The sequence below is a fragment of the Microbacterium sp. STN6 genome, assembly GCF_026410545.1.
Taxonomy (GTDB): Bacteria; Actinomycetota; Actinomycetes; order Actinomycetales; family Microbacteriaceae; genus Root112D2.
This window is the reverse complement of the sequence record NZ_JAPMIT010000003.1, coordinates 401,012-423,281: the sequence shown is the minus strand read 5'-3', so window position 1 is coordinate 423,281 and position 22,270 is coordinate 401,012. Positions and strand designations below refer to the sequence as shown.

General features: G+C 69.9%; 15 protein-coding genes. 6 read left to right on the top strand and 9 right to left on the bottom strand.

Translation table 11 applies throughout. From position 1 onward, the window contains the following. The first annotated feature begins 20 nt into the window (after positions 1–20). From OSC27_RS11145 to OSC27_RS11135, 3 genes are read left to right on the top strand one after another with little or no spacing between them, the layout of a single operon-like run. Positions 21–2,006, top strand: coding sequence for an ABC transporter ATP-binding protein (locus OSC27_RS11145; protein WP_267181523.1), 1,986 nt, complete (start codon positions 21–23; stop codon positions 2,004–2,006). After that, positions 1,987–3,729 carry an ABC transporter ATP-binding protein gene (locus OSC27_RS11140; protein WP_267181522.1) on the top strand — a complete coding sequence of 581 codons (1,743 nt, stop codon included), beginning with the start codon at positions 1,987–1,989 and terminating at the stop codon, positions 3,727–3,729. Before OSC27_RS11145 ends, OSC27_RS11140 begins: the two co-directional genes overlap by 20 nt. Further along, positions 3,726–5,723 carry a protein O-GlcNAcase gene (locus OSC27_RS11135; RefSeq protein ID WP_267181521.1) on the top strand — a complete coding sequence of 666 codons (1,998 nt, stop codon included), beginning with the start codon at positions 3,726–3,728 and terminating at the stop codon, positions 5,721–5,723. Before OSC27_RS11140 ends, OSC27_RS11135 begins: the two co-directional genes overlap by 4 nt. A 128-nt stretch (positions 5,724–5,851) precedes the next feature. On the opposite strand, the gene OSC27_RS11130 is transcribed toward OSC27_RS11135, so the two are convergent. After that, entirely contained in the window at positions 5,852–8,998 is a 3,147-nt protein-coding gene (locus tag OSC27_RS11130) for a glycosyl hydrolase 2 galactose-binding domain-containing protein (RefSeq protein ID WP_267181520.1), read from the bottom strand. A 145-nt stretch (positions 8,999–9,143) separates the two neighbouring features. Between OSC27_RS11130 and OSC27_RS11125 the strand changes: the two genes are divergently transcribed. After that, positions 9,144–10,145 (top strand): Gfo/Idh/MocA family protein, encoded by a 1,002-nt coding sequence (locus tag OSC27_RS11125; RefSeq protein ID WP_267181519.1) that lies wholly within the window; start codon positions 9,144–9,146, stop codon positions 10,143–10,145. Positions 10,146–10,254: 109 nt separating this feature from the next. After that, complete coding sequence (locus OSC27_RS11120) at positions 10,255–11,346, top strand: Gfo/Idh/MocA family protein (protein ID WP_267181518.1); 1,092 nt, start codon at positions 10,255–10,257, stop codon at positions 11,344–11,346. 124 nt (positions 11,347–11,470) lie between these two features. Here OSC27_RS11120 and OSC27_RS11115 read toward each other — a convergent pair whose 3' ends face one another. The 3 genes from OSC27_RS11115 to OSC27_RS11105 form a co-directional block, all read right to left on the bottom strand. After that, on the bottom strand, positions 11,471–11,995 hold the full coding sequence (locus OSC27_RS11115; protein WP_267181517.1) for a DinB family protein: 525 nt from the start codon (positions 11,993–11,995) through the stop codon (positions 11,471–11,473). Between the two features lie 29 nt (positions 11,996–12,024). Beyond that, positions 12,025–13,359, bottom strand: coding sequence for a serine hydrolase domain-containing protein (locus OSC27_RS11110; RefSeq protein WP_267181516.1), 1,335 nt, complete (start codon positions 13,357–13,359; stop codon positions 12,025–12,027). A 66-nt stretch (positions 13,360–13,425) separates the two neighbouring features. Then, complete coding sequence (locus tag OSC27_RS11105) at positions 13,426–14,769, bottom strand: ATP-dependent DNA helicase (protein ID WP_267181515.1); 1,344 nt, start codon at positions 14,767–14,769, stop codon at positions 13,426–13,428. A gap of 97 nt (positions 14,770–14,866) precedes the next feature. Here OSC27_RS11105 and OSC27_RS11100 point away from each other — a divergent pair, with 97 nt between their 5' ends. Beyond that, positions 14,867–15,904 carry a hypothetical protein gene (locus tag OSC27_RS11100; protein ID WP_267181514.1) on the top strand — a complete coding sequence of 346 codons (1,038 nt, stop codon included), beginning with the start codon at positions 14,867–14,869 and terminating at the stop codon, positions 15,902–15,904. A 26-nt stretch (positions 15,905–15,930) separates the two neighbouring features. Here the strand turns inward: OSC27_RS11100 and OSC27_RS11095 are convergent, their stop codons facing one another. The 5 genes from OSC27_RS11095 to OSC27_RS11075 form a co-directional block, all read right to left on the bottom strand. Beyond that, on the bottom strand, positions 15,931–17,889 hold the full coding sequence (locus tag OSC27_RS11095) for a cytochrome c oxidase assembly protein (RefSeq protein WP_267181513.1): 1,959 nt from the start codon (positions 17,887–17,889) through the stop codon (positions 15,931–15,933). Positions 17,890–18,262: 373 nt separating this feature from the next. Next, complete coding sequence (locus OSC27_RS11090; RefSeq protein ID WP_267181512.1) at positions 18,263–18,550, bottom strand: HU family DNA-binding protein; 288 nt, start codon at positions 18,548–18,550, stop codon at positions 18,263–18,265. A gap of 291 nt (positions 18,551–18,841) precedes the next feature. Continuing rightward, a complete protein-coding gene (locus OSC27_RS11085) occupies positions 18,842–20,122 on the bottom strand; it encodes a CynX/NimT family MFS transporter (RefSeq protein WP_267181511.1) in 1,281 nt (426 codons plus the stop codon). Next, positions 20,123–21,193: a LacI family DNA-binding transcriptional regulator gene (locus tag OSC27_RS11080; protein ID WP_267181510.1), complete on the bottom strand. Its 1,071-nt coding sequence runs from the start codon at positions 21,191–21,193 to the stop codon at positions 20,123–20,125. A 13-nt stretch (positions 21,194–21,206) separates the two neighbouring features. Then, on the bottom strand, positions 21,207–22,232 hold the full coding sequence (locus tag OSC27_RS11075; protein ID WP_267181509.1) for an amidohydrolase family protein: 1,026 nt from the start codon (positions 22,230–22,232) through the stop codon (positions 21,207–21,209). Between the last annotated feature and the right edge of the window lie 38 nt (positions 22,233–22,270).

Genomic DNA, 22,270 nt, shown 5'->3' with positions numbered 1-22,270 from the left:
AACGACACAAGGAGACCGACGTGTCCCGCGCTCACACCGATGCGCACCACCCTCCCCCTGCCCGGCGGCACGACGCGCCGCCCGTGAACTCGATCCCGCGGTTCCTGCTCTGGCAGGCCTCGCGGCAGCCGCGCACGCTCGCCGGCGGCGTCGCGTTCGGCGTCATCTGGATGCTGTGCCAGGCCGTCTGGCCCTACCTGCTCGGGCGCGCCATCGACGAGGGCATCGGCGGCGGGGCCGGGCCCCTCGCTCTCTGGTGCGCGGCGCTCGTGGCGATCGCGCTGGTGCAGGCGGCATCCGGCATGATGCGACACCGGATGGCCGTGAGCAACTGGCTCCGCTCCTCGCTCGGCATCTCACGCCTCATCGGCCACCACTCGGCGGAGACCGGGCCCGCGATCACGGCGACGACCGCGACGGGTGAGATCGTCGCGACCGTGTCGAGCGACGCGCTGCGCCTCGGCGAGATGTTTGACGTGACGGCGCGGCTCGCGGGCGGCGTGGTCGCCTACATCGTGGTCGCGATCATCATGATCAGCTCGTCGCTGCCGCTCGGCCTCGTCGTGGCGATCGGCGTGCCCGCGGTCGCCGGCGTGCTGGCGCTGCTCATCAAGCCGCTGCAGCGCAGGCAGGCCGAGTGGCGCAAGCAGTCGGGGCTTCTCACCACGCTCGGCGCGGACACCGTGGTCGGCCTGCGCATTCTGCGCGGCATCGGCGGCGAAGACGAATTCGTCGAGCGCTACGCGAAACAGTCGCAGAACGTGCGAACGGCCGGCATCGAGGTGGCGCGCACCCAGTCGTGGATGAGCGGGCTGCAACTGTTCCTTCCCGGCATCTTCCTGGTCTTCATCGTCTGGTACGGCGCCCGCCTTGCGGTCGCCGGCTCCATCACCCCCGGCGAGCTCGCGGCGTTCTACGGGTACGCGACGTTCCTCGTGCTGCCACTGCGCACCGGCGTCGAGGCGGCGCAGACCCTCACCCGCGGGCTGGTCGCAGCCGAGCGCGTGCTCGCCGTGCTTCGCACCAGGCCCGCGGCGCAGGACCGCCCGGTGACCGAGGCCCCGCCGCCCGTCGGATCCACGCTGGTCGATGTGGCATCCGGCCTCACGGTGGAACCCGGGGTCATGACGGCCATCGTCGACCCCGACCCGGACGACGCGGCGGCCGTTGCCACGCGCCTCGGCCGCTTCGATGACGCCGTGCTGCGCGAGTCGCCGGTGCTGTGGGGCGGCATCGACCACACGGCCGTGCCGGTCGACGAGGTGCGCCGGCGCATCGTGGTGAACGACCAGAGCCCGCACCTGTTCGGCGGCAGCCTGCTTGAGGGCCTCGACATTCTGCCGATCCGCGACCCCGAGCTCGACTTCACGAACACGGGCCGCATGCGCCGCGTCTCGGCCGCGCTCGAGACGGCCGCCGCCATGGAGACAGTCGAGGCACTGCCCGACGGCGTGAACGAGACGGTGCCCGAGCGCGGCCGCTCGTTCTCCGGCGGGCAGCGACAGCGTCTTGGCCTCGCCCGCGCCCTGCTCACGGAGGCCGAGATCCTCGTGCTCATCGAGCCGACGAGCGCGGTCGACTCGCACACCGAGGCGCTCATCGCCCACCGCCTGCATGAGGCGCGCAGCGGCCGCACCACCGTCGTCGTCTCGGCGAGCCCGCTCATGCTCGAGACCGTCGACCGGGTCGCGGTCATGCGTGAGGGCCACGTGATCGGCGAGGGCAGGCACGACGAGCTGCTGCACCGAGATGACGAGGTCGGCCGGTTCTATCGATCGGTCGTCTCGCGCACCATCAACCCCGCCGAGCCGCGCGAGGGCGCCGACCTCGACGCCGCGTGGACGGGCTCCATCGACGCGCTCTGGTCGAGGACGCATCCGATTGCGATCCAGACGCCCGCGCCTGCCGAGAGTAAGGGCAAGAAGGCAGGCAAGTCAGGCAAATCAGGCAAGAAGAAGCGCAAGGGCGCGCGGAAGGGAGGCGACAATGCTGCTTCCGATCGCTAGCACGCGCACCGTTCGCACGACCGCGGCCCGGCTAATCCGCGAGCATCGCGGTGGCCTCGCACTCGTGCTCGTACTGCACGGCCTCGCCGCCGTGGGCGGGCTCGCCGGCCCCTGGCTCATCGGCATCGTCATCGACGGCGTCACGACCGGCGGCCTCAGCATGACGGCCATCAACGTGATCGCGCTCGTGCTGCTCGCGGCCATCACGGCCCAGTCGCTGCTCACGCGCTACGCGCAGAAGCAGTCGATGACGCTCGGGGAATGGGTGTTCGCCGAACTGCGCGCGCAGTTCATGGCGACCGTGGCCCGCCTGCCGCTCTCCACCGTCGAGTCGGCGGGAACCGGAGACCTGCTCTCGCGCACCACGAACGACGTGGAGTCGGTCGCGCAGACGGTGCGGTTCGGCGTGCCCCGCATCCTCGTTGCCTCGATCACCGCCGTGTTGACCATCGTGGCGGCGTTCCTCGTGAACCCGGCCGTGGCCGTGGCCATGTTCATCGGCACGCCGCTGCTGGTGTTCTCGACGCGCTGGTACCTGCGCCGTTCCGGGCCGGGCTACCAGCGGCAGCTGGCGTCGTACGCGCAGCTGGGCGGCATCATCAACGAGACTGTCGAGGGCGTGCGCACGATCGAGGCCCTCAGCCTCGCGTCGGCACAGCGCCGCAAGATCGACGCCGCGCTCGGCGAGCGCCGCGCCTCCGAGCGCTACACGCTGGGCCTGCGCTCGTGGTGGTTCCCGGCGACCGACATCTCGTTCCTCTTCCCGGTGGTCGCCGTGCTCGCGTGGGGGGCCTGGCTCGCCTCAAGCGGCACGGCTTCCATCGGGCAGGTCGCGGCGGTGGCGCTCTACGCCATGCAGCTCGTGAGCCCGGTCGACGAGCTGATCCGCTGGATGGACGAGATCCAGGTCGGTGTGACCGCGCTCTCGCGCATCATCGGCGTCGGCGATGTTCCGCCCGACCGCACGCCCACCGGCGAGCAGCCCGCCGACGAGCACGTGCTCGCCGACGACGTGCGCTTCTCGTATCGCTCCGGAACGGAAGTGCTGCACGGCGTCACGCTCGACCTGGCGGTGGGCGAGCGTCTCGCGATCGTCGGGCCGTCAGGCTCGGGCAAGTCCACCCTCGCGCGCCTCATCACGGGCATCAACGAGCCGACCAGCGGCGCCGTCACCGTCGGCGGCGTGCGGCTCGTCGACCTTCCGCTCGAGGAGCTGCGCCGGCACGTCGCGCTCGTCACGCAGGAGCACCACGTCTTCGTCGGCACGATCGGCGAGAACCTGCGACTGGCGGCGCCGGGCGCATCCGTCTACCAATTAGAGCGCGCGCTTCGGGTCGTCGACGCGTGGGAGTGGGTGCGCAGAATGCCGCACGGCCTCGACACGGGCGTCGGCTCGGGCGGCGTCGTGCTGACGCCGGCGCAGGCGCAGCAGATCGCCCTGGCCCGGCTCGTGCTGCTCGACCCGCACACCCTCGTGCTCGACGAGGCGACCTCGCTGCTCGACCCGACGGCCGCGCGCGACCTCGAGCGGGCCATGTCGCGCGTGCTCGAGGGCCGCACCGTGATCGCGATCGCGCACCGGCTGCACACGGCCCACGATGCCGACCGCATCGCCGTGGTCGGCGACGGGCAGATTCAGGAACTGGGCAGTCACGACGAGCTCGTGGCGGCCGGCGGCCAATACGCCGCCTTGTGGAACTCATGGCATGGGAGCGAAGAATGAGCACAGCACAGACACCGTCCACAGCGCTGAACTGGCGCGGCCTCGTCGAAGGCTTCTACGGCGCACCGTGGAGCACCGAGGAGCGCCGGGAGTTCTTCCGATTCGCCGAGCGCGTGGGCCTCAACCGCTACGTGTACGCGCCGAAGGACGACGTGTACCACCGCGAGCGCTGGCACGAGCCGTACCCCGCGAAGGAGCTTGCGGCCATCGGAGAATTGGTGACGGATGCCGCGGCACACGGCGTGACGTTCGTGTACACGATCGCGCCGGCTCTCTCGATCGTGTTCTCGTCGGATTCCGAGCATGCGGCGCTGGCCGCCAAGGCGGAGCAGCTCTACAGCGTGGGCGTGCGCTCGTTCGCGCTGCTGTTCGACGACGTGCCCACCGACCTGGTCAACCCCGACGATCTCGCCCGGTTCGGCGACGGCGAGGCCGGTGCCGGACTCGCCCACGGCGACGCCTGCGCCCGCTTTCAGGAGGACTTCCTGACGCCGCACGGCATCACCGAGCCCGTCATCGTGTGCCCCACCGACTACGCGGGCACCGCGCCCTCGGCGTACCGCGATGCGCTCGCCCGGTCGTTGCCGGCCGACGCGCTCGTGTTCTGGACCGGGCCCGACATCGTGGTCGGCGAGATCACGCGCGAGGACATCGACGACGCGGCCGCCAGCTACGGGCGCGACCTGCTGCTCTGGGACAACTTTCCCGTCAATGACTTCGACCGCTCCCGGCTGTTCCTCGGGCCGCTGACCGGCCGCACCCGCGACGTCGCGGGCTCCCGGCTGCTCGGCATCGCCGCCAACCCCATGGTCGAGTCCGCCCCGTCGTACTTCGCGCTCGCGTCGATCGCCGAGTGGGCGGCCGACCCCGCCTCCTACGATGCGGATGCCGCGGCCGCCCGCGCGCTCACCACGGTCGCCGGCCCCGCGGCCCACGCGCTGGCACCGCTCGTGGCGGTGTGCAGCGCCTGGCCGCCATCCGCGCCGCAGAGCCCCCGATTCACCCAGCTGATCGCGGCAGCGCTGGCCGGCGGTGAGCCGGAGCTGGCCGAGCTCGAGAGCGCGTTCGCCGCGTTGTCGGCGGCGAACGCGGATGCCGCGCCCGCGCCCCTGCGCGATGGCCTCGCGCCGTGGCTTCGGGCCGCGCGGGATGTGGCGGCCGCGGGCGTTCGCGCGTGCGCACTGCTGCGGCTCGTGCGTCGGGATGAGCTCGGCGACGCCGAGCTGGCCGACGAGCGGGAGCTGCTGCGCGAGAAGTGGCGGGCGGCCGAGGCGCACTATGCCAACGTGCTGCGTTCGACCGCGTTCGACTTCGTGGTGGCCGTTCTCGCCTCGGCGGGCGGCGACGAGGTGATCGGGGCCGAGGCGATCGCCGCCGTCACGGTGCTGACCGGGCCGAACCCGGCGCCGGGCGACCGCGAGCTCGCCGAGCATCTGACCGCGACGGGCCACGAGGTGACGCTCGCGACCGAGCTGAGCGGCTCACCGGACCTGGTGATCGTGACGCGGGGTGCCAGCGAGCAGGCGGCGGTCGCCGCGGCATCCGCTGCTGTGCCGCTGCTTGCCTGGGGGCACCTGGTCGCGCTGGGCCTCGCGTCGCAGTCGCAGGTGCCGTTGCAGGTCGAGGCGATCGACATCGTGGATGCGTCGCACCCGCTTGCGGCCGGGCTCGACGGGCGCGTGGACGTGTACCGCGGGCCGAGCAAGGTGACGTGGGGTCAGCCGGGGCAGGATGCGGTCGTCGTGGCGCGCGTGCCCGACGAGGGCAAGCGCACACTCGACGAGGGCAAGCCGGCGATCGCGTACTACGACACGGGTGCCCGGCTGGTGTCGGGTTCGCCGGCGCCGGCGCCCCGCATCGCGTTCTTCCTCGGGGCGGACGGGTTCGCGCCGTGGCTGGTCACGCCCGCCGCGCGTGCGCTGACGGATGCCGCCGTCTCGCTCCTGCTCGCCCCCGACGCGGTGCGGGCGCCCGCCCCCGCCCTCGTCGACTAGCCGGTCGAGTAGCGCAAAGCGCGTATCGAGATCCCTCGGCTCGCCGCCCCTGCACCTCATCAGGAGGAATCGGCCGACACGCCGCCCAACCTCGCCTCCCAGCGGCGCGCCGCGCGATTCCTCCTGAATTAGCGCAGGCCTGAGACCGGGTCCTCGCCTGGGCCCAGGGCCTTGCCCTGGCCCACGTCCTCGCCCACGCCTGCGTCCACCCCCAGCTCCACCGCCACCGCCACCGCGCTCAGGTTGAACCCGTCGAGCGTCAGGCGCGCGGCGACCACCTCGGCGCTCGCGCGAACGGCGAGCGTGCGCTCCTCGCCGGGCAGGAGCGGCCGCGGGTCGCCCTCGGCGACGAGCCACCCCCCAGCGTCGGCCGGTCGCGCGTCGTGCAGCCCGAGCCCCACGATTGCCGGCCCCGCGACATGACGGATGCGCACCAGCGCCGCCCGCTCGCCGTCGTGCGAGCGGCCCGCGTCGTGCGAGCGGCCCGCGTCGTGCGAGCGGCCCGCCACAGCCTCGGCCTTAGCCTCAGCGTCTGCCTCAGCCTCAGCCTCAGCGTCGGCCTCAGCCTCCACCTCCACCTCGACCTGCGCCGGTTCGAGGTCGAACAGGTCGCCCAGGTCATTGCCGTGCGTGGCGAGCGTGAGTTCGCGGTCGATGAGGGTGCCCGTGGGGGAGCGCCACTCGGCCTCCCAGAGGAAGAGAGTGCTCTCGTGACCGAGTCGCGCACCGTGACCGAGCCGCGCCCCGTCATCGAGCCGCGCCCCGTCATCGAGCCGCGCCCCGTCATCGAGCCGCGCCCCGTCATCGAGTCGGGCCGATTCGTCGGTCGCATCGCCTGAGACCAGCACTTTGGCCCGATTCGGCGGGGGTGGCGGCGTGGGGCGCGCAACATCGGGCCGCGCCACCGCCGGGGGCTGCACCGCGAGGCGTGCCGCCGGGACTGGCCACGAAACCTCCTCGTCGACGACGGCGTGGGTTTCACCGAGCACGGTGCCGCCCAGCGAGAGGGCCCGCAGCGTCACTGTCGAGCCACGCGGCATCCGCTGCTCTGACCACACCCACGCCTCGGCGTGCGGTGGCAGCCCGCCCCATGCCGCGCGCTCGACCCGCACCGTCACCCGCTGCGGCGCGAACGCCCGGCGCACCCCGTGGAACGCCGGCTTCGCCTCGCCGCGGTAGTCGATGGCGCTCGTGCACCACGCGTTCGGGTAGCTCTCGTGCAGCTGCCACGGCAGCACCATGCTGCAGCGCGGGGAGCGGCGGCGGTCGGCCTCCACGGCGTATTGGAGCCCGGTCTGCTGCAGGAACTGGCTGGCCCGCAGCATCCGCTCGAGGCAATCGACACGGCCGCCGAACGACGCCCGCACGAGCTCGGCGTTGTTCCACCACTCGCCCAGGTGCCGGTAGAGCGGGTTGCTGCGGTCGGCGGGCCACTGCTGCTCGGGCGCGATAAGGGCGTCGAGCGAGCGGCGGTTCGTCATGCCCTCGACCCCGAACTCGGTGTGCGCGAGCGAGGTGCCGGCGTTGTAGAGCGTGTAGTGCGCCGTGAGGCCCTGGTGCTCCCACGGGCCGTGCACGTCGTGCTGGCCGAGGGGGTTCGCGCGGATGCGGTCCAGCCGGTTGTGGAACTCGGGCCCGGTCGGCGAGGTGGGCAGCCAGGCGCGCTCCGGGTCGAGCCGGCGCACGGCGTCGTGCAGCGCGGCCAGCACCGGCGAGCGCCCGTCGTCGAGCGGCACGCCGCCCTCGTCGAGCTCGTTGCCGCCGCCCCACAGCGCGAGGCTCGGGTGATGCACGCGCGTCGGGATGATCGCCTCGGCCTCGCTCACCATCATGCGCACGAACGCGTCGTCGGTGGCCGGCGCGCTCTGCATACCCGAGGAGGACTGGCTGAATTCCTGCCACACGAGCAGCCCCGCCTCGTCGCAGGCGTCGTAGAAGTCGTCGGTCTCGACGAGCCCGCCGCCCCAGACGCGCAGCAGGCAGGCTCCGCTGTCTGCCGCCATCGCCACCAGATGACGGATGCGCCCCGCCTCGATCTCCCCATACAGCGCGTCGGCGGGCGCCCAGTTCCAGCCCAGCAGCGGCACGGTCACCCCGTTGACGACAGCGGTGTACGGCAACGCTCCCGCCGGCGCGTCGTCGGCGTGCCGCCACTCGATGCGGCGAAACCCGACGCGTGCCGTGCGGGCCCCGGAGCGCGAAGCGCGTCTCGCAGCCCCCGCCCCACGCTCGCTCCCGCGGGCCCCGGAGCGCGAAGCGCGTCTCGCAACTCCCGCCGCGTGCTCGCTCCCGCCCTCCTCCGCCCACACGCGCACCTCATACATCGCCTGCGGGCCGAACCCGTTCGGCCACCACAGCGCGGGGTGCGGCACGACGAGGCTCGCGTGCGCGGGGCCTGGCTCCGCCCGCACCTGCTCGGCGGCGATGACGGTGCCGTCTCGGCTCACCTCGACGCGCAGGTGCACTGCAGCGGCCGCGTGCACGGTGAGCTCAACGTCGATGCGGCCGGCAGCGGCATCCGCTCTCGGGACCCCATCTTTGCTCGCAGGACCCGAAACGACGGGTCCCGCGAGGCCGTTTGCTCTCCCGCGAGGCTCCTCGAGGCGGCTGCGCACGACCAGGCCGCTCAGCTGCACCGCACCGATCACGAGCCGCACGCCCTTCCAGATGCCCTGATGGCGCAGCCGCGGGCAGAAGTCCCAGCCGTAGCCCATGCGCGGCGCGTGCACGCGGACCCGCTCGGTGCGGCCGACCTGCGGCTCGGACTCGGGGGCCGGCTGCACGACGAGGGCGAGCACGTGGCGGCCGGGCGCGGCGGCACCGGCAGCCGCACCCGCGGCGGCACCGGCATCCGTACCCCCGAGCACAATGCGCCCGGCCCGGTACAGACCCTCGACCCGGCCAACCTCCGCCCCGTCCCAGAACACGATCGCGCCGGGGTCGACGCCATCGAGCTCGAGCACAACCGCCGCATCCCCGTGTTCGGGCACCTCGACTGCCCGCCGGTAGACCCAGCTGCGCTCGGCCACCCACTCAGACGCGCGGCTGTTCATGCCGACATACGGGTCGGGCACCTGGCCCGCCCGATGCAGGTCGGCAATGACCGCTCCCGGCACGCGCGCCGGCCACCAGCCCGGGGCCACGGATGCCGCAGCCGACGCCTCCGCAACGTTATTCCCGGCCTCCGGCAACGGCGCTCCCACGTACCAGCGCCAGGTCTCGCCGAGCGCCTCCCGCACGCTCCACCCGTCGCCGGTCAGATCGATCGTCGTCATGCCGGCGCCCTTTCTGGTAACGATTCCAGACGAACAGCCGAGAGTAGTAGCGACTGCTGGGAAGCAGAAGATAGCATGTGGCGGTCCGCCAATATGGCAACGATTCCATATAGACCGTTCCCCAGGCAAGGAGGCCCTTCAGGCCATGTCCCATCCACTCGGAGTCGCCGTTCTCGGTTTCTGGCACGTGCACGCCGCCGATTACGCCAAATCCATCGAACGCCACCCCGACACCCGCCTCGTCGCGGTCTGGGACGACGACGAGCAGCGCGGCAGAGCGGGCGCCAAGCAATTCAGCACCGACTTCGAGGCCGACCTCGACGCGCTTCTCGCCCGCGACGATGTCGACGCCGTGACCGTCACGACGGCGACCACCGCCCACCGCGACATCATGGTGAAGGCGGCGCGCGCCGGCAAGCACATCTTCACCGAGAAGCTGCTCGCCCCCACCGTCGAGGAGTGCAACGAGATCATCGACGAGGTCGCCCGCGCCGGTGTCGCGCTCGTCGTCTCCCTGCCGCGCCTGTATGAGGCGGCAACGCAGACGATCATGCGCATCCTCGCCGATGGCTCTCTCGGCGACCTCACCTACACGCGTGTGCGCCTCGCCCACGACGGCTGGGTGCACGGCTGGCTGCCCGAGCGCTTCGGCGAGCCGTCCGAGGCGATCGGCGGCGCGCTCACCGACCTCGGCTGCCACGCCGTCTACCTGACCCGGCTGTTCCACGGCGAGGCGCCCACGAGCATCCTCGCCAGCTACGCCAGCGTCACGGGCCGCGCCGTCGAGGACAACGCCACCGTCACGGCGCAGTTCCCCGGCGGCGGCCTCGGCGTCTTCGAGGCCAGCCTCGTGACCACGCCCGGCGCGTACACGCTCGAACTGCGCGGCACCGAGGGCAGCCTCATGTTCGGATTCGGCAGCGAGAAGCTGCTGGCCAAGGGGTCGGCTTTCGACCCCGAGGCCTGGAGCGAGGTAACGCTAGCGGATGCCGCTCCCGACGCCTTCTCGCAGTGGGTCACCGCGATCCACGACGGCTCCAGCACCGACGAGAACGTGGCCGCCGCAGTCGAGCTCACCCGCCTCGTCGTCGCCTCCAACGCGTCGGCCGCGTCCGGCCGCGCCATCTCCCCGGACACTGCGGGTTGAGGAGCGCCGCAGGCGCGTCTCGAAACCCCTCGGACGAGGGTTGAGGAGCGCCGCAGGCGCGTCTCGAAACCCATCCCCCGCCACACCCCCACCTCGAAAGGCACACCCCATGACCACCCCCACACCCGCTCCCGTCCGCATCGGACTCATCGGCGCAGGCGGCATCGCCGGCGCCCACGTGGCCGGCTACCGCCGCAACCCCGACATCGTCACCTTCGCCGCCGTCGCCGACCCTGTGGTCGAGAACGCGCACCGCCGCGGCGACGAGTTCGGCGCGGAGGTCTACGCCGACTACACCACCATGCTCGCCGAGGCCGAGATCGACGCCGTCGACATCTGCCTGCCGCACCACCTGCACAAGGATGCGATCGTCGCCGCCGCGCGCGCCGGCAAGCACATTCTGTGCGAGAAGCCGCTGTGCCTGAGCGTCGAGGAGGCCGACGAGGTCGCCGCGGCGGTCGAGGCCGCCGGGGTCACGCTCATGTGCGCGCACAACCAACTGTTCCTGCCGGCCGTGGCCAAGGCGAAGCAGCTCATCGACGACGGCGTGCTCGGGCACGTGTACGAGGTGCGCACGACCGACAGCTTCTTCAACGACTTCGATCCGTCGACCATGGGATGGCGCGCGCACGCCTCCACGAGCGGCGGCGGCGAGCTCATCGACACCGGCTACCACCCCACGTACCTGCTCATGCACCTTGCGGGCGGCGTGCCGGTCGAGGTCACCTCGATGCTCAGCACACACCGCCTCGCGTTCATGGAGGGTGAGGATTCGGCTCAGGTTCTCGTGCGCTTCGACAACGGTGTGGTCGGCCACATCGTGACGAGCTGGGCGTACCAGGCTGCCGACAGCACCGAGCGCTTCTCGGTCGTCGGCGAGAAGGGGTCGCTGACCAGCGACGGCACGACGCTCAGCTACCGCCTGCGCGGATCGGATGAGGCCGAGATCCTCGAGTTCGAGCCTGTGCATGAGTTCGCGGCCGAGATCGGCCACTTCGCGCAGTGTCTCATCGACGGCACCCGTCCGCTGAACACCGAGCGCGAGGGCATCGATGTGCTCGGCATCATCCTCGCTGCCTACGAGTCCGCCGCGAACAAGACGATCGCGCCCGTGCGGCACGGAGGAGCGAGCGTGGAAGCGGTCGCGGCATCCGTCATCGAGACCGTCGAGGCGACCCAGGCACTCCCGCAGGGCGCCTGACCTGTCCGACGCGGGTTGAGGAGCCGCGCCCGACACTGACGCGGGTTGAGGAGCCGCGCCCGACACTGACGCGGGTTGAGGAGCCGCGCAGCGGCGTCTCGAAACCCACGCCCGGGCGGACCCACTACCGCTCGCCCGTCACGTCCCACACGTGGTGCACGGCTTCGTGCGCGAGGTAGGCGCCGAGCGAGTCGACGGTGAAGCGCGCGCCGTCTCCGCGACGACCGGTTCGCGTCAGCGCGGCATCCGGAACCTCACCCAGCAGCGTCGCGAGCGTCTGCGCCGCCTGGGTGAGCTCCGCCGCGACTATCGCCGGTCGCTGCTCGTTGTAGCGCTCGGCGACAGCGGCCGCATCCTGGTCCCAGTTCGCGAACTGCGGGTCGTCTTCGGCAAGCATCAGCGCGAACCGCTCCGCGAACACCCGGCAGACGTCGCGCATGTGCGCCCCATACTCGAGCGGCGACCACGTCGCGTCATCAGGGCGGATGCGCTCGCCGTCGCCACTCAGCACCTCAGCCCAGCGGCTCGCGGTTTCGCCGAGCAGCGCCGGCAGCGCGCGGAACGACACCGCTGCCGGGTCGAACCCGCACCCAGGGCACGGGCGCTCAAGAACCCAGGTCCAGTCCTTCGTGTCCGGCGTGATCGGCATGCCTCAGATTCTACGAGGCAGGGCACGCACTACGACGCCGGCGCCGCCTCCTGGCAGACGGCGAGCTGCTGCATGGCCGCCGCCGCCTGATCCTTCGACCATGGCAGCGCGATCATCGGCCGCCCGGAAGAGGCGGATGCGCCCTTCGAGCCGCCCTTCGAACCCGCGCCATCGCCGGCATCCTTCGACGCCTCTGCCTTTGAGCCGATCGACGCGAGCTGCATGGCCGCCTGAGTCGCGAACGCGGCACCCGAGCGCGAGTTGTTGAGCATGATCACGACCGTCAGCCCGGACTTCGGGTCGCTCAGCATGGCCGTGATGAACCCCGGGATCTCGCCAGAGTGCCCCACCAGCGGCCCATCGGTCTCGACCCCGAGCCCGTAGCCCTGCCACCCCGCCGTGCCGTCGCCCATCGACACCGTGTTCAGCTGTGCCTTATGCGATGAGGCAGAAACCAGCGACCCCGTGGCGAGCGCCCGGGCGAACACCTTCAGGTCGCCCAGCGTCGAGATCACCCCGCCGGCCGTCCACGCCATGGTGTTCGAGAGCCGCGTCTCGTCGAGCGGCTTATCGCACACGGGCGCCCCGGTGTCATCGAGCGTGGCGGCGTAACCGTGCGGGTGCGTGCCGGGGAACAACATCGGGTTGCTCTCTGGAAAACTCGACGACGTCATGTCGAGCTTGCCGAACACGTACTTCTGGTACATCTCGGTCCATGAGCTGCCCGTGACCTTCTTCAGCGCCATTCCCAGCAGAATGAAACCGGCATCCGTGTCGGCGAAGCCCTCCCCGGGCGGGCCCGAGCGGTCCTCCGCAAGACCGTCCGAGAGCAGTTCGAGCTGCGGCCACGGCCGGGTCGGGTTGTTCACGAACTGCGACCCGATATCGTGCGTGTAGTCGCCGAGCCCCGACGTGTTCTGGCACAGCTGGCCGAGCGTGATGCCGCCGATCCCCACCGTGTCGGGCAGGTACCGGCTCACTGGGTCGTCAAGCTTCACCCGGCCCTCGTCCACGAGCTCGAGCAGCACCGTGCAGGTCATGCTGCGGGTGATGTCGCCGATGCGGAACGTCATGCTGGTGTTCATCGGCTGCCCGCCGGTTCGCGCGGTCGTGCCCTTCGCGGCCTCCCACGTGCCCGACCACGGCGCCCAGACGCCCGCAATTCCTCCGGTCGCGCCCGAGAGGTCGATCGCCTGCTTGAGCGTCTCGTCGAGCTGGTCGCTCGTCGCCTTCGGCAGCGAGACCGCCGCCTCGGCCGAATCATCCGCGTCGGGGTCGGCCGTGCCGGTGCATGCGGCCATCGTCAGCGCGAGCAGGCCGGCGGCGGCCACGGCCGTAACCCGGCGCACACCCCACCGCGTCATCCGCATGCCATCCCCCGACGGTCGTCCACTGCCTGCTACGCGATTGTAACCGCCGAAGCTGAGTGGCTAGACGCTCGCTTCTGCCTGCTTTCGGGGGTCATCGCTCGGCGCATTCAGCACACCAGCGGATGCCGCAGCCCCGCCCCGCATGAACCTCTCCACGTCCGGGTCGACCATGATGTCCGCGGGCCGAAGCGGCCGGGTCAGGTACAGCCCGTCGAGCCGGGTGAGGCGGCTGAGCGCCACGTACGTCTGCCCGGGGCTGAACGCCCTCGCGCCCAGGTCGACGATGGCGCGCTCGTAGCTCTTGCCCTGCGACTTGTGGATCGTGACCGCCCAGGCGAGGCGCAGCGGGAACTGGGTGAACTCGGCGACCACGTCTTTCGTGAGCTTCTTGGTCGCCGCGTTCCACGAGTACTTGTACTTCTCCCACACCGCCGGCTCGACCTCGTGAATCTCGCCGTCGACGTCGACGAACACGTTCTGATCGATGCGGGTGACGGTGCCGATCGTGCCGTTCACCCACCTGGCGCCGTCGGGGTTGCCCGAGTCGTTGCGCAGGAACATCACCTGAGCGCCCACCTTCAGCTCGAGCGACTCGTCTGCCGGGTAGGCGCGACCGCCGAACTCGCCAGTGATCTCCGCCTTCGCCGTCAGGGCGCGCCCCGGCAGCATCGCCAGGCGCTTGGCGTTGATGCGGTTGACGGTGTCGTTACGCGTGGCGAGCGTGATGGTGCCGTCATCCGGAGCCGGTCGCGCGCCGATGCCATTCAGGCGGTCGGCGATCTCCCTGGTGACCATGCCGTGCCGAACCGCGTTCAGCATGAACTTGAACTCGTCGTCGCTCTGCCGGTGGATCTGCCCCAGCTCGAAGATGCGAAGGGATGCCTCGCTCCACACCCTGGCGTCGAAGAACCACATCGAGCGGTATGTGTCTTCGAAGTACGCGCGCTCGTCGCCGTCGCCGGGCACCGGCGCCAGCTGGTACGGGTCGCCGAACAGCACGAGCTGCACTCCGCCGAACGGCTCGGCCGGCCGCTGCCTCGCCTGCCGCAGCGAGCGGTCGATGGCGTCGATGAGGTCGGCGTTCACCATGGAGACCTCGTCGATCACGAGCGTGTCGATGGTGTTCAACAGCTTGCGCAGCTCGGCCGACTGCTCGATATCGTGGTCGGCGATCACGCCGATCGGCAGCCGGAACAGCGAGTGGATCGTCTGCCCGCCCACGTTCAGCGCCGCGACCCCCGTGGGTGCGCTGATCACGAGTTGCTTCTCGGTGTGCCACGCCAGGTGCGTCAGCAGCGTCGACTTGCCGGTGCCGGCGCGCCCGGTCACGAACACGTGCTGGCGGGTGTTCTCGATCGCGTCGAAAACGGCCGCCTGCTCCGGCGTGAGGGTGAGCTTCGACACGGTGCGCTTTCGTCTAGGGGGCCCCTCAAGGGTACCGCCGCCCTGCGCCGAGCGCGGCGGCTCTCCACAGGCCGCGCCCGCCACCTAGGATGTCGTCATGCCCGCCCAGACCACCCCGTTCACCCGCGCGGTCATCGGCTGGTCGATCCTGGCGGCGCTGCTCATCGCCGCGCTCCTGGCCACCATCGGCGCCCTGCGCCAGACGACCTACAGCCCCGCCGGCCTGGTGCGTGCGTACCTTTCAGCCCTGAACGATCAGGATGCCCGCGCAGCGCTCGCGCTGCCCGGGGTGCCCATCTCGAAGGCCGAGCTCACCGCCGTCGGCACCCACGGCTCCCCGTCCCACGAGCTGCTGCGCGGGGACATCCTGCCGCGCATCGACGACATCACGGTGATGGGCGACACCGCAGGCGAACACGGCCGACACCGCGTGAGCGTCGCGTACACCCTCGACGGAACCCCCGCCCGCTCCACCTTCACGCTCGAACGAACCGGGTCGATTGCCGGCGTCCTCCCCACCTGGCGGTTCGCGACGAGCCCGATCACTGTCGCGCGCATCACCGTCGAGCACGCGTCAACGTTCAGCATCGGCGGGCATCGGCTGGACCTGCGCGCGGCGACGCGCGCGGCATCCGCTTCGTTCACCGGCTCGGCCGACTACCTCGTCTTCACGCCTGGCCTGCTGCGACTCTCGCACGACTCCGCGCTGCTCACCTCGCGCACGGAGACCACCGTGGTCAGTCGGCCGGACTCGCTCGCGAAGGCGACGGTCACGGCGCGGCCCACCGACGCCTTCACCGAGCGCGTGCAGACGCAGCTCGACGACTACCTCGACTCCTGCGTCACGCAGCCCGTGCTGCAGCCGACCGGATGCCCCATGGGCGCCGAGATCGACGACCGGGTGGTGGGGGCGCCGGCCTGGAGCATGGTCGCATACCCGACGGTGCACCTGACTGCGGGCGACGACGCGTGGGTCATGCCGAGCACCGAGGCGACCGCGCATCTCACGGTGAAGGTGCAGTCGATCTTCGACGGTTCGATGTCAACGCGCGACACCGACGAGCCGTTCACCGTCTCGCTCACGAGGGTCACCATCGCGCCGGACGGCTCGCTCGCCATCACCGTCGGCGGCTGAGCAGAGGCGCGCCCGGCCGCGCGCGCTCAGTCGCGTTCGGCGAGGCGAGCCAGCTGCGCGTTGTACTCGTTGAGTTCGGCGTCGCCTGTGCGGTCGGCGTTGCGGTCGCGGCGGCGGCTCTCCTTCTCGTCGCTCCTCGCCCACTGCAGCGCCACCGCGATGGCGAGCGCGAGCGTGGGGATCTCACCGATGCTCCACGCGATGCCGCCCGCCGTCTGCTGGTCGCCCATGGGGGTCTGGCCCCACGTTCGCCCCATCGCCCCGTACCAGTCGGCGAGGAACAGCCCGGTCGAGTTCATGATCACGATGCCGAAGAACGCGTGGAACCCCATGGTCGCCAGCAGCAGCACGAGCCGAAGCGGGTACGGCGCCCGGTACGGCACAGGGTCGATGCCGATGAGTGACTGCACGAACAAGTAACCGGTGATGATGAAGTGGATGATCATCCACTCATGCCCGATGTGGTCGGTCGTCGCCCAGCTGAAGATCGGGCTGAAGTAGAAGACCCAGAGGGATCCGACGAACAGCACCGCCGCGACGATGGGGTTCGCCAGGACCGCCGCCACCTTCGAATGCACGGCCCAGAGGATCCACTCGCGCGGGCCGCGCGAGTCATCCGTTCGCTTGTGTATCGCGCGCGCCGCGAGCGTGACGGGGGCGCCCGGCACCAGCAGCACCGGGATCATCATGGTGAGCACCATGTGCGCCGTCATGTGGGCCGAGAAGAGGTACTTCTCGTACACGTTGATGCCGCCGTTGGTCACGTAGAGCAGCAGGAGCATGCCCGCCACCCACGACACGGTGCGCAGCACGGGCCAGCGGTCGCCGCGCCGGTGCAGCCGCCACACGCCGGCGAGGTAGAAGAAGGTGCCGAACGCGCAGGCAAGCAGCCAGAGCAGGTCGACGTTGAACGAGGTGAGATAGCGCAGTGCGGTGACCGGCGGCGGTAGCGGGTCCCCCGTGAGAATCTCGGCCGGAGTCGGCGCCTTGCCGAGCACCTCGGCGACAGGGGTGGCGGTGCGCGCCAGGGCCGCGGCCGCCCCTGAGGCGATGCCCATGAACGCGAGCTCGGCGGTCACGAGCCACCAGAACACGCGCCGGTCGCCGCCCGAGCGCAGCCGCTCGATGAGCCAGCGCCGCTGCAGCACGCCGAACAGGCCGAGCGCCACGAGGGCCGCCGCCTTCACGAGCACGAGAATGCCGTAAGGGGTCAGCAGGTTCGCGAGCGTACCGATGCGCAACTCGGCGCTCATATAGCCGGATGCTGCCACAACGACGAAACAGACGATCGCCAGCGTCGAGTACCGCTCGATCACCGTGACGAGCCGGGCGCCGGTCAGCGTGCGGTGCACGATCACGACCGTGAGCAGGCCGCCCAGCCACACGGCCGCGAACACGAGGTGCAGCCCGAGCGCCGTGACGGCCTGATCGTGCCCCGACGTGCCGGCCGCGTGCCCCTGCTGCGCCATCGGGAGCAGCGTGACGAGGGCGAAGATCGTGACGAACGCGAGGATGCTCTTGTTGCGCACGGCGAAGCAGAGCACGGTGACGGTCGCGGCCATGAGGGTTGTCCACAGCCAGGCCTGGCCGAGCGAGATGCTCGTGATGAACGAGCTGAGCCCGTCGCTGAACTCGCGACTGTCAGAGACCGGAATACCGGTCACGCTCAGGTAGGTGAGAAAGCCGGTCACCGCGCTGGCGACCGTCATCACCCCAGCGGATGCCGCGGCGACATCCAGCGCCGCCGATTGCTCCTTCTCGCGGTCGCTCAGACCGAAGCACACCAGCACGAGAGAGCCGATCATGCCCGCTGCGCCGAGGTTCACGATGAGCTTGGCCGCTGGGAGCCCCCAGCGCACGCCGGCGCCCGGGTCGTTGAGCAGCGGCGCGGCGGCGGCACCCCCGAACTGCAGGGCGGCGATGAGTGCGGCGAACGCGACGACGACGAGCACCGCAGGGGCGGTGACGCGAAGGGCCCTGTTCACGAGCCAAGCCTACGGTGCGCACCTGAAAGCCGGCCCGCGCGCCTCACTCCCCGCCCTCAGCCGGCCTCCCGTCCCCGCCCTCAGCCAGCCTCCCTCCCCCTCGGCCGGCCTCCCGTCCCGCCCTCAGCCAGCCTCCCGTCCCTGCCCTTAGCCGGCCTCCCGTCCCTGCCCTCGCGCTGGCTGAGTAATGCGCCCACTATCGGCGCCTGCGCTTAATCAGGAGGAACCGCGCGACATGCCGTCGCAGCAGCGAGACACGCCGCATCGGGCGCAATTCCTCCTGATCAAGTGCATGCATGCGCGAGTAATACCCCCATGCACAACGCGGGGGCACCGACCGAAGTCGATGCCCCCGCGTACGGAAGTGCTGAGACTACTTGACGGCAGCCTTGAGCTTCGAGCCGGCGGTCAGCTTGACGCGGTGACCGGCAGCGATCTGGATCTCGGCGCCCGTCTGCGGGTTGCGGCCCGTGCGCGCGGCGGTCTCGGTGCGCTCGGCAGCGAGCCAGCCCGGGATCGTGACCTTGCCACCCTTGGCAACGGTGTCTGCGATCGTGGCGAAGAACGCGTCGATCACGCCACCGACGGCAGCCTGGCTCTGACCTGACGACGCCGCAACGGCAGCAACGAGCTCGGTCTTGTTCAGCGACTTTTCAGCCATTGAGTGTCCTCCTCGGACCATCTGCTGTTCTTCACAGCGGTTATCTGGAAACGGCCCCGACCATGAAGGCCACGACGTTTGGTCACTTCGACCGCCTTGAATGTATCAGAAACCCCCGATATCTCGCGGATTTCCGGGCCTCTCGGCGCGCTTTGCCCCGGTGTGTCGCCCCGCGACGAACAAAAACGACGGTGATAGTGGCCGGAGGGCGCCGAATGGCGCCCTCATCCGCCCCTTTTGATCGATATGTCCGTCGTTTTCGTTCGGGTCGGTCGGTCAGGGGCGGTCCGTTTAGACCTCACTCACCTCGTGGAGGGGCGGGCGCCGCTCGCCTGGCGCGGTTCCCAGCATCGTCGGCCGGCTCAACGGGATGGCCGCGACGAGCGCCGCGGCAGCGGGTATGAGCAGAAAGATCAGAGGAGCGGTCCAGCCGCCGCCGGAGTCGCGCAGAATGCCGAAGAGCAGCGGACCGAAGACGCCGAGGGTGTAACCCACCCCATTGACGAACCCGCTCAGCTGTGCAGACTCGTCATGCGACCGGGTGCGCGTGTTGATCAACGTCATCGCGATCGGATACAGCACCCGCCCCATCGACACGAGTGTCACCCAGAGCCACGGCATCGCACGGGGGGCGAAGACGAAGCCCAGGAGCCCGGCAACAACGCACAGGACCCCGATCACGATGGGAAGCGCCGCGCTGCTCAGCCGAGCGACGATCCTTGGCACGATGAGCGACGTGGGGAACCCGACCGCCGCGTAAAGGGCGAGCAGCGCTCCCGCTGCCACGGGCGTGACGTGAGAGGCATCCATGAGCAGGGAGGGAAGCCACGCGAACATGGCGTACATGGTCATCGATGACGAGGCGAAGACCACAAGGATGGCCCAGGCCGTTGTGGAGCGCCAGAGGGCGAGCCGTTCACCCCGTGCCGCGCGCACGCGCGCATCCTCTGGCCGTCGTCTGAAAGTGCCCGCCTTCACCATGACGATGATCCAAGGGATCACCGCGATCGCGGCGCACAGCCCCCACAGGGCCAGCGACAGCCGCCACCCTGAGCTCGAGGAGTTGGCGATGGGCACGGCGACGAGTGGAGGAACGAACGCGCTGATGCTGAGCGCTGCCACATAGAACGAGGTCACCGAGCCGATCCGATCGGGAAAATAGCGCTTCACGAGCGGGGGGAGGAGCGCGTTGCCCCATCCGGTGCCTGCGAACGCGAGGATACTGCCCGAGAGAAAGCCGGTGAAGTCATCGGCGCCAGCTCGCACAAGATGCCCGGCGACCATGGCCAGGATCGCGACGAGGGTCATGCCCTCGACGCCCACCAGCCTGATACCGAACGGCACCATCAACCCGCACACGGCAAAGCAGATCGGCGGAAGCATCCCGATTATGCCCAGCCTGACGCTGTCAATGCTGATATCGGAGTTGATCTCGATCACGATGGGAGAGACCGCCGCAATCGCACTTCGCAGGCTGAGGGCGACGAGCACGATGCCGACGAGCGCAAGAAGCCTGCCCCGCAGCGGATTCTGCGCCAGCGCTTTCGACCCGCTCTCGGCGCGCGTCGTCATCTAGCGCGCCGAGAACGAGGGCGGCGCGGAGGACTTGCGGACGACCAAGGTGACGGGAATGGTTCGATTGGCGGTTTGCTCCCCGTCGATGCGCGCGCGCAACGAATCGACCGCCGCCCTCGCGAGCGCACCGATATCCATGCGAGCCGTGGTCAGCGGCATCGGCGGGCGGGCGGCCGAGGGAATGTCGTTGTAGCCCACGATGGAGAGCTCGCCCGGAAGATCCAGCCCCCGTGTTTGTGCTGCAGCGACGACACCGAACGCCATCTCATCGTTGACCGCGAAGATCGCCGTCGGAGGGTTGGCCGAGCTGAGCCACTTGGTCGCGATGTCGTACCCGTCCTGCCACCGGAACATCGACTTGTGCACGAGATCCGGCTCAACGCTCACGCCGGCGTCGCGATGCGCATCCATAAAACCCTGCCTGCGTCCGACGGCGGTGCTCGCATGATCGGGGCCCGCGATGATTCCGATGCGCCGGTGACCGAGCTCGAGCAGGTGCTGAGTCACCAGGTACCCGCCCGCCCGATCGTCGCTGACCACGCAGGAATGATCCGTGCCGTTGTGTCGCAGAGCGAGAACGTATGGCACATCCCTTTGCGCGAGTTGAGCGGGATACTCACCATTGACACGCGTGCTCGTCAGAATCAGGCCGTCGACGCGCCGGCCCAGAAGTGCGTTTGCGGCGTGCTGCTCTGCTACGGGATCGTCCCCTGTCACGGCGACGAGCGCCACGATGTCCTGGGATGTGCACGCGCGTACGACGGATTCGTAGAAGACGGCCTGGAGGTTGTCACTGAGGCGCGGCACCAGGACACCGATGGTGCCGGTGCGTCGGGTGCGAAGGCTGGCCGCGTAACGATCTGGCTGGAAATCGACGGAATCCGCAATGGCGCGGATGCGTTGCGCGGTCGGGCTCTGATAGAACGTCGTTCCGGGCCTGAGCGCGCGCGACACAGTGGACTTGTGAACGCCCGCCAGTTCGGCAAGCTTGTCCATGGTGACGCGCCGCCCAACGGCACCCTCGCTCGGTTCGTTCACTGTATCCGCCTGCCTCGCCTTCTTCGTCACGCGACGGGCAGCCTTACGCCGGATCCGAGACAGGCAGCCGCAGCCGACTGATCGCGTTGCCGCTCAGCACCGCCTGTTCGTGCTCCGTCGTCATGCCGCATTCGCGTACCGCGCGCAAAGCGTCGGCAATATACGATCTTCCACCTCTGCTGTCGAACGGCATGTCACTGCCGAAGAAGACGCGCTCGCTGCCAAAGAAGTCTGCCGCGAGGCCGATGGCCCGTGGCCCCCCGCTCAGAGCAGTGTCGCACGAGAATCGCCTTAGATACTCCACGGGCGGCCGCGGCAGGGACTCGACAAGGCCTTCGTACTCTGCGCCGTCGGTGCGGGAGCCGAGCTGCCTCAGCCCGTGCTCGATGCGAGACGCAAAGAACGGAATCATGCCTCCCGCATGATGAGTGATCAGTGTGGCGTCAGGGTGTCGTTCGAACAACCCGCTCAACGCCAGACGCATCATCGCAACCGAGGTCGCGTACGGCCACCCGAGGATCTGCCAGGCCTCGAAGCGCGAGACGCTCTCGTTCGAGTAATCGGCTGCCGTGATCTCGCGCAGCGGGTGCATGAAGACCGCAAGCCCCCGTGAGAAGACCTCTTCGAGAATCGGCAGCACACTGGCGTCATCGAGGGGCACGCCGTCGACATCGGTGAAGACCTCGACTCCGACCAGCCCCAGCGCTTCGACACGATCCAACTCGGCAACGGCGCCATCCGGTGACGTGAGTGGAAGGCATCCGAATGCGCCGACGAAGCGATCAGGGTGCGCGTCAACGAGCTCCCGCATCTCCTCGTTGAGCAGGCGACATGCTTTCGCCGCGGCGTCTCGAGCCACCACTCGCTCGATCGGGGGATTGGCTAGCGTGAGCACCTGCCGGTAATCCTCGTCGCTGAACTCATCCATCGCGCGAAACCGCGCGTCGAGATCCCACAGCTCAGGCACGCCGCGGATGCGCTTCTGCAGGAAGAAGCCATCAGCCGCGGCATCGACAACCGCGGCCCGGTGTCGGGGAGGCAGTATGTGTGCCGCAACGTCAATCAGCATTCAGTACCTCGGTTTCTGGCTCGCAGCTCGAGCACATC

Bases quoted from the DNA above. Each gene is read 5' to 3' on its own strand.
- OSC27_RS11075 (WP_267181509.1), bottom strand. From the start codon at position 22,232: ATGCTGATTGACGTTGCGGCACACATACTGCCTCCCCGACACCGGGCC.
- OSC27_RS11110 (WP_267181516.1), bottom strand. From the start codon at position 13,359: ATGACGCGGTGGGGTGTGCGCCGGGTTACGGCCGTGGCCGCCGCCGGC.
- OSC27_RS11125 (WP_267181519.1), top strand. From the start codon at position 9,144: ATGTCCCATCCACTCGGAGTCGCCGTTCTCGGTTTCTGGCACGTGCAC.
- OSC27_RS11135 (WP_267181521.1), top strand. From the start codon at position 3,726: ATGAGCACAGCACAGACACCGTCCACAGCGCTGAACTGGCGCGGCCTC.
- OSC27_RS11140 (WP_267181522.1), top strand. From the start codon at position 1,987: ATGCTGCTTCCGATCGCTAGCACGCGCACCGTTCGCACGACCGCGGCC.
- OSC27_RS11120 (WP_267181518.1), top strand. From the start codon at position 10,255: ATGACCACCCCCACACCCGCTCCCGTCCGCATCGGACTCATCGGCGCA.
- OSC27_RS11115 (WP_267181517.1), bottom strand. From the start codon at position 11,995: ATGCCGATCACGCCGGACACGAAGGACTGGACCTGGGTTCTTGAGCGC.
- OSC27_RS11130 (WP_267181520.1), bottom strand. From the start codon at position 8,998: ATGACGACGATCGATCTGACCGGCGACGGGTGGAGCGTGCGGGAGGCG.
- OSC27_RS11100 (WP_267181514.1), top strand. From the start codon at position 14,867: ATGCCCGCCCAGACCACCCCGTTCACCCGCGCGGTCATCGGCTGGTCG.
- OSC27_RS11085 (WP_267181511.1), bottom strand. From the start codon at position 20,122: ATGACGACGCGCGCCGAGAGCGGGTCGAAAGCGCTGGCGCAGAATCCG.
- OSC27_RS11090 (WP_267181512.1), bottom strand. From the start codon at position 18,550: ATGGCTGAAAAGTCGCTGAACAAGACCGAGCTCGTTGCTGCCGTTGCG.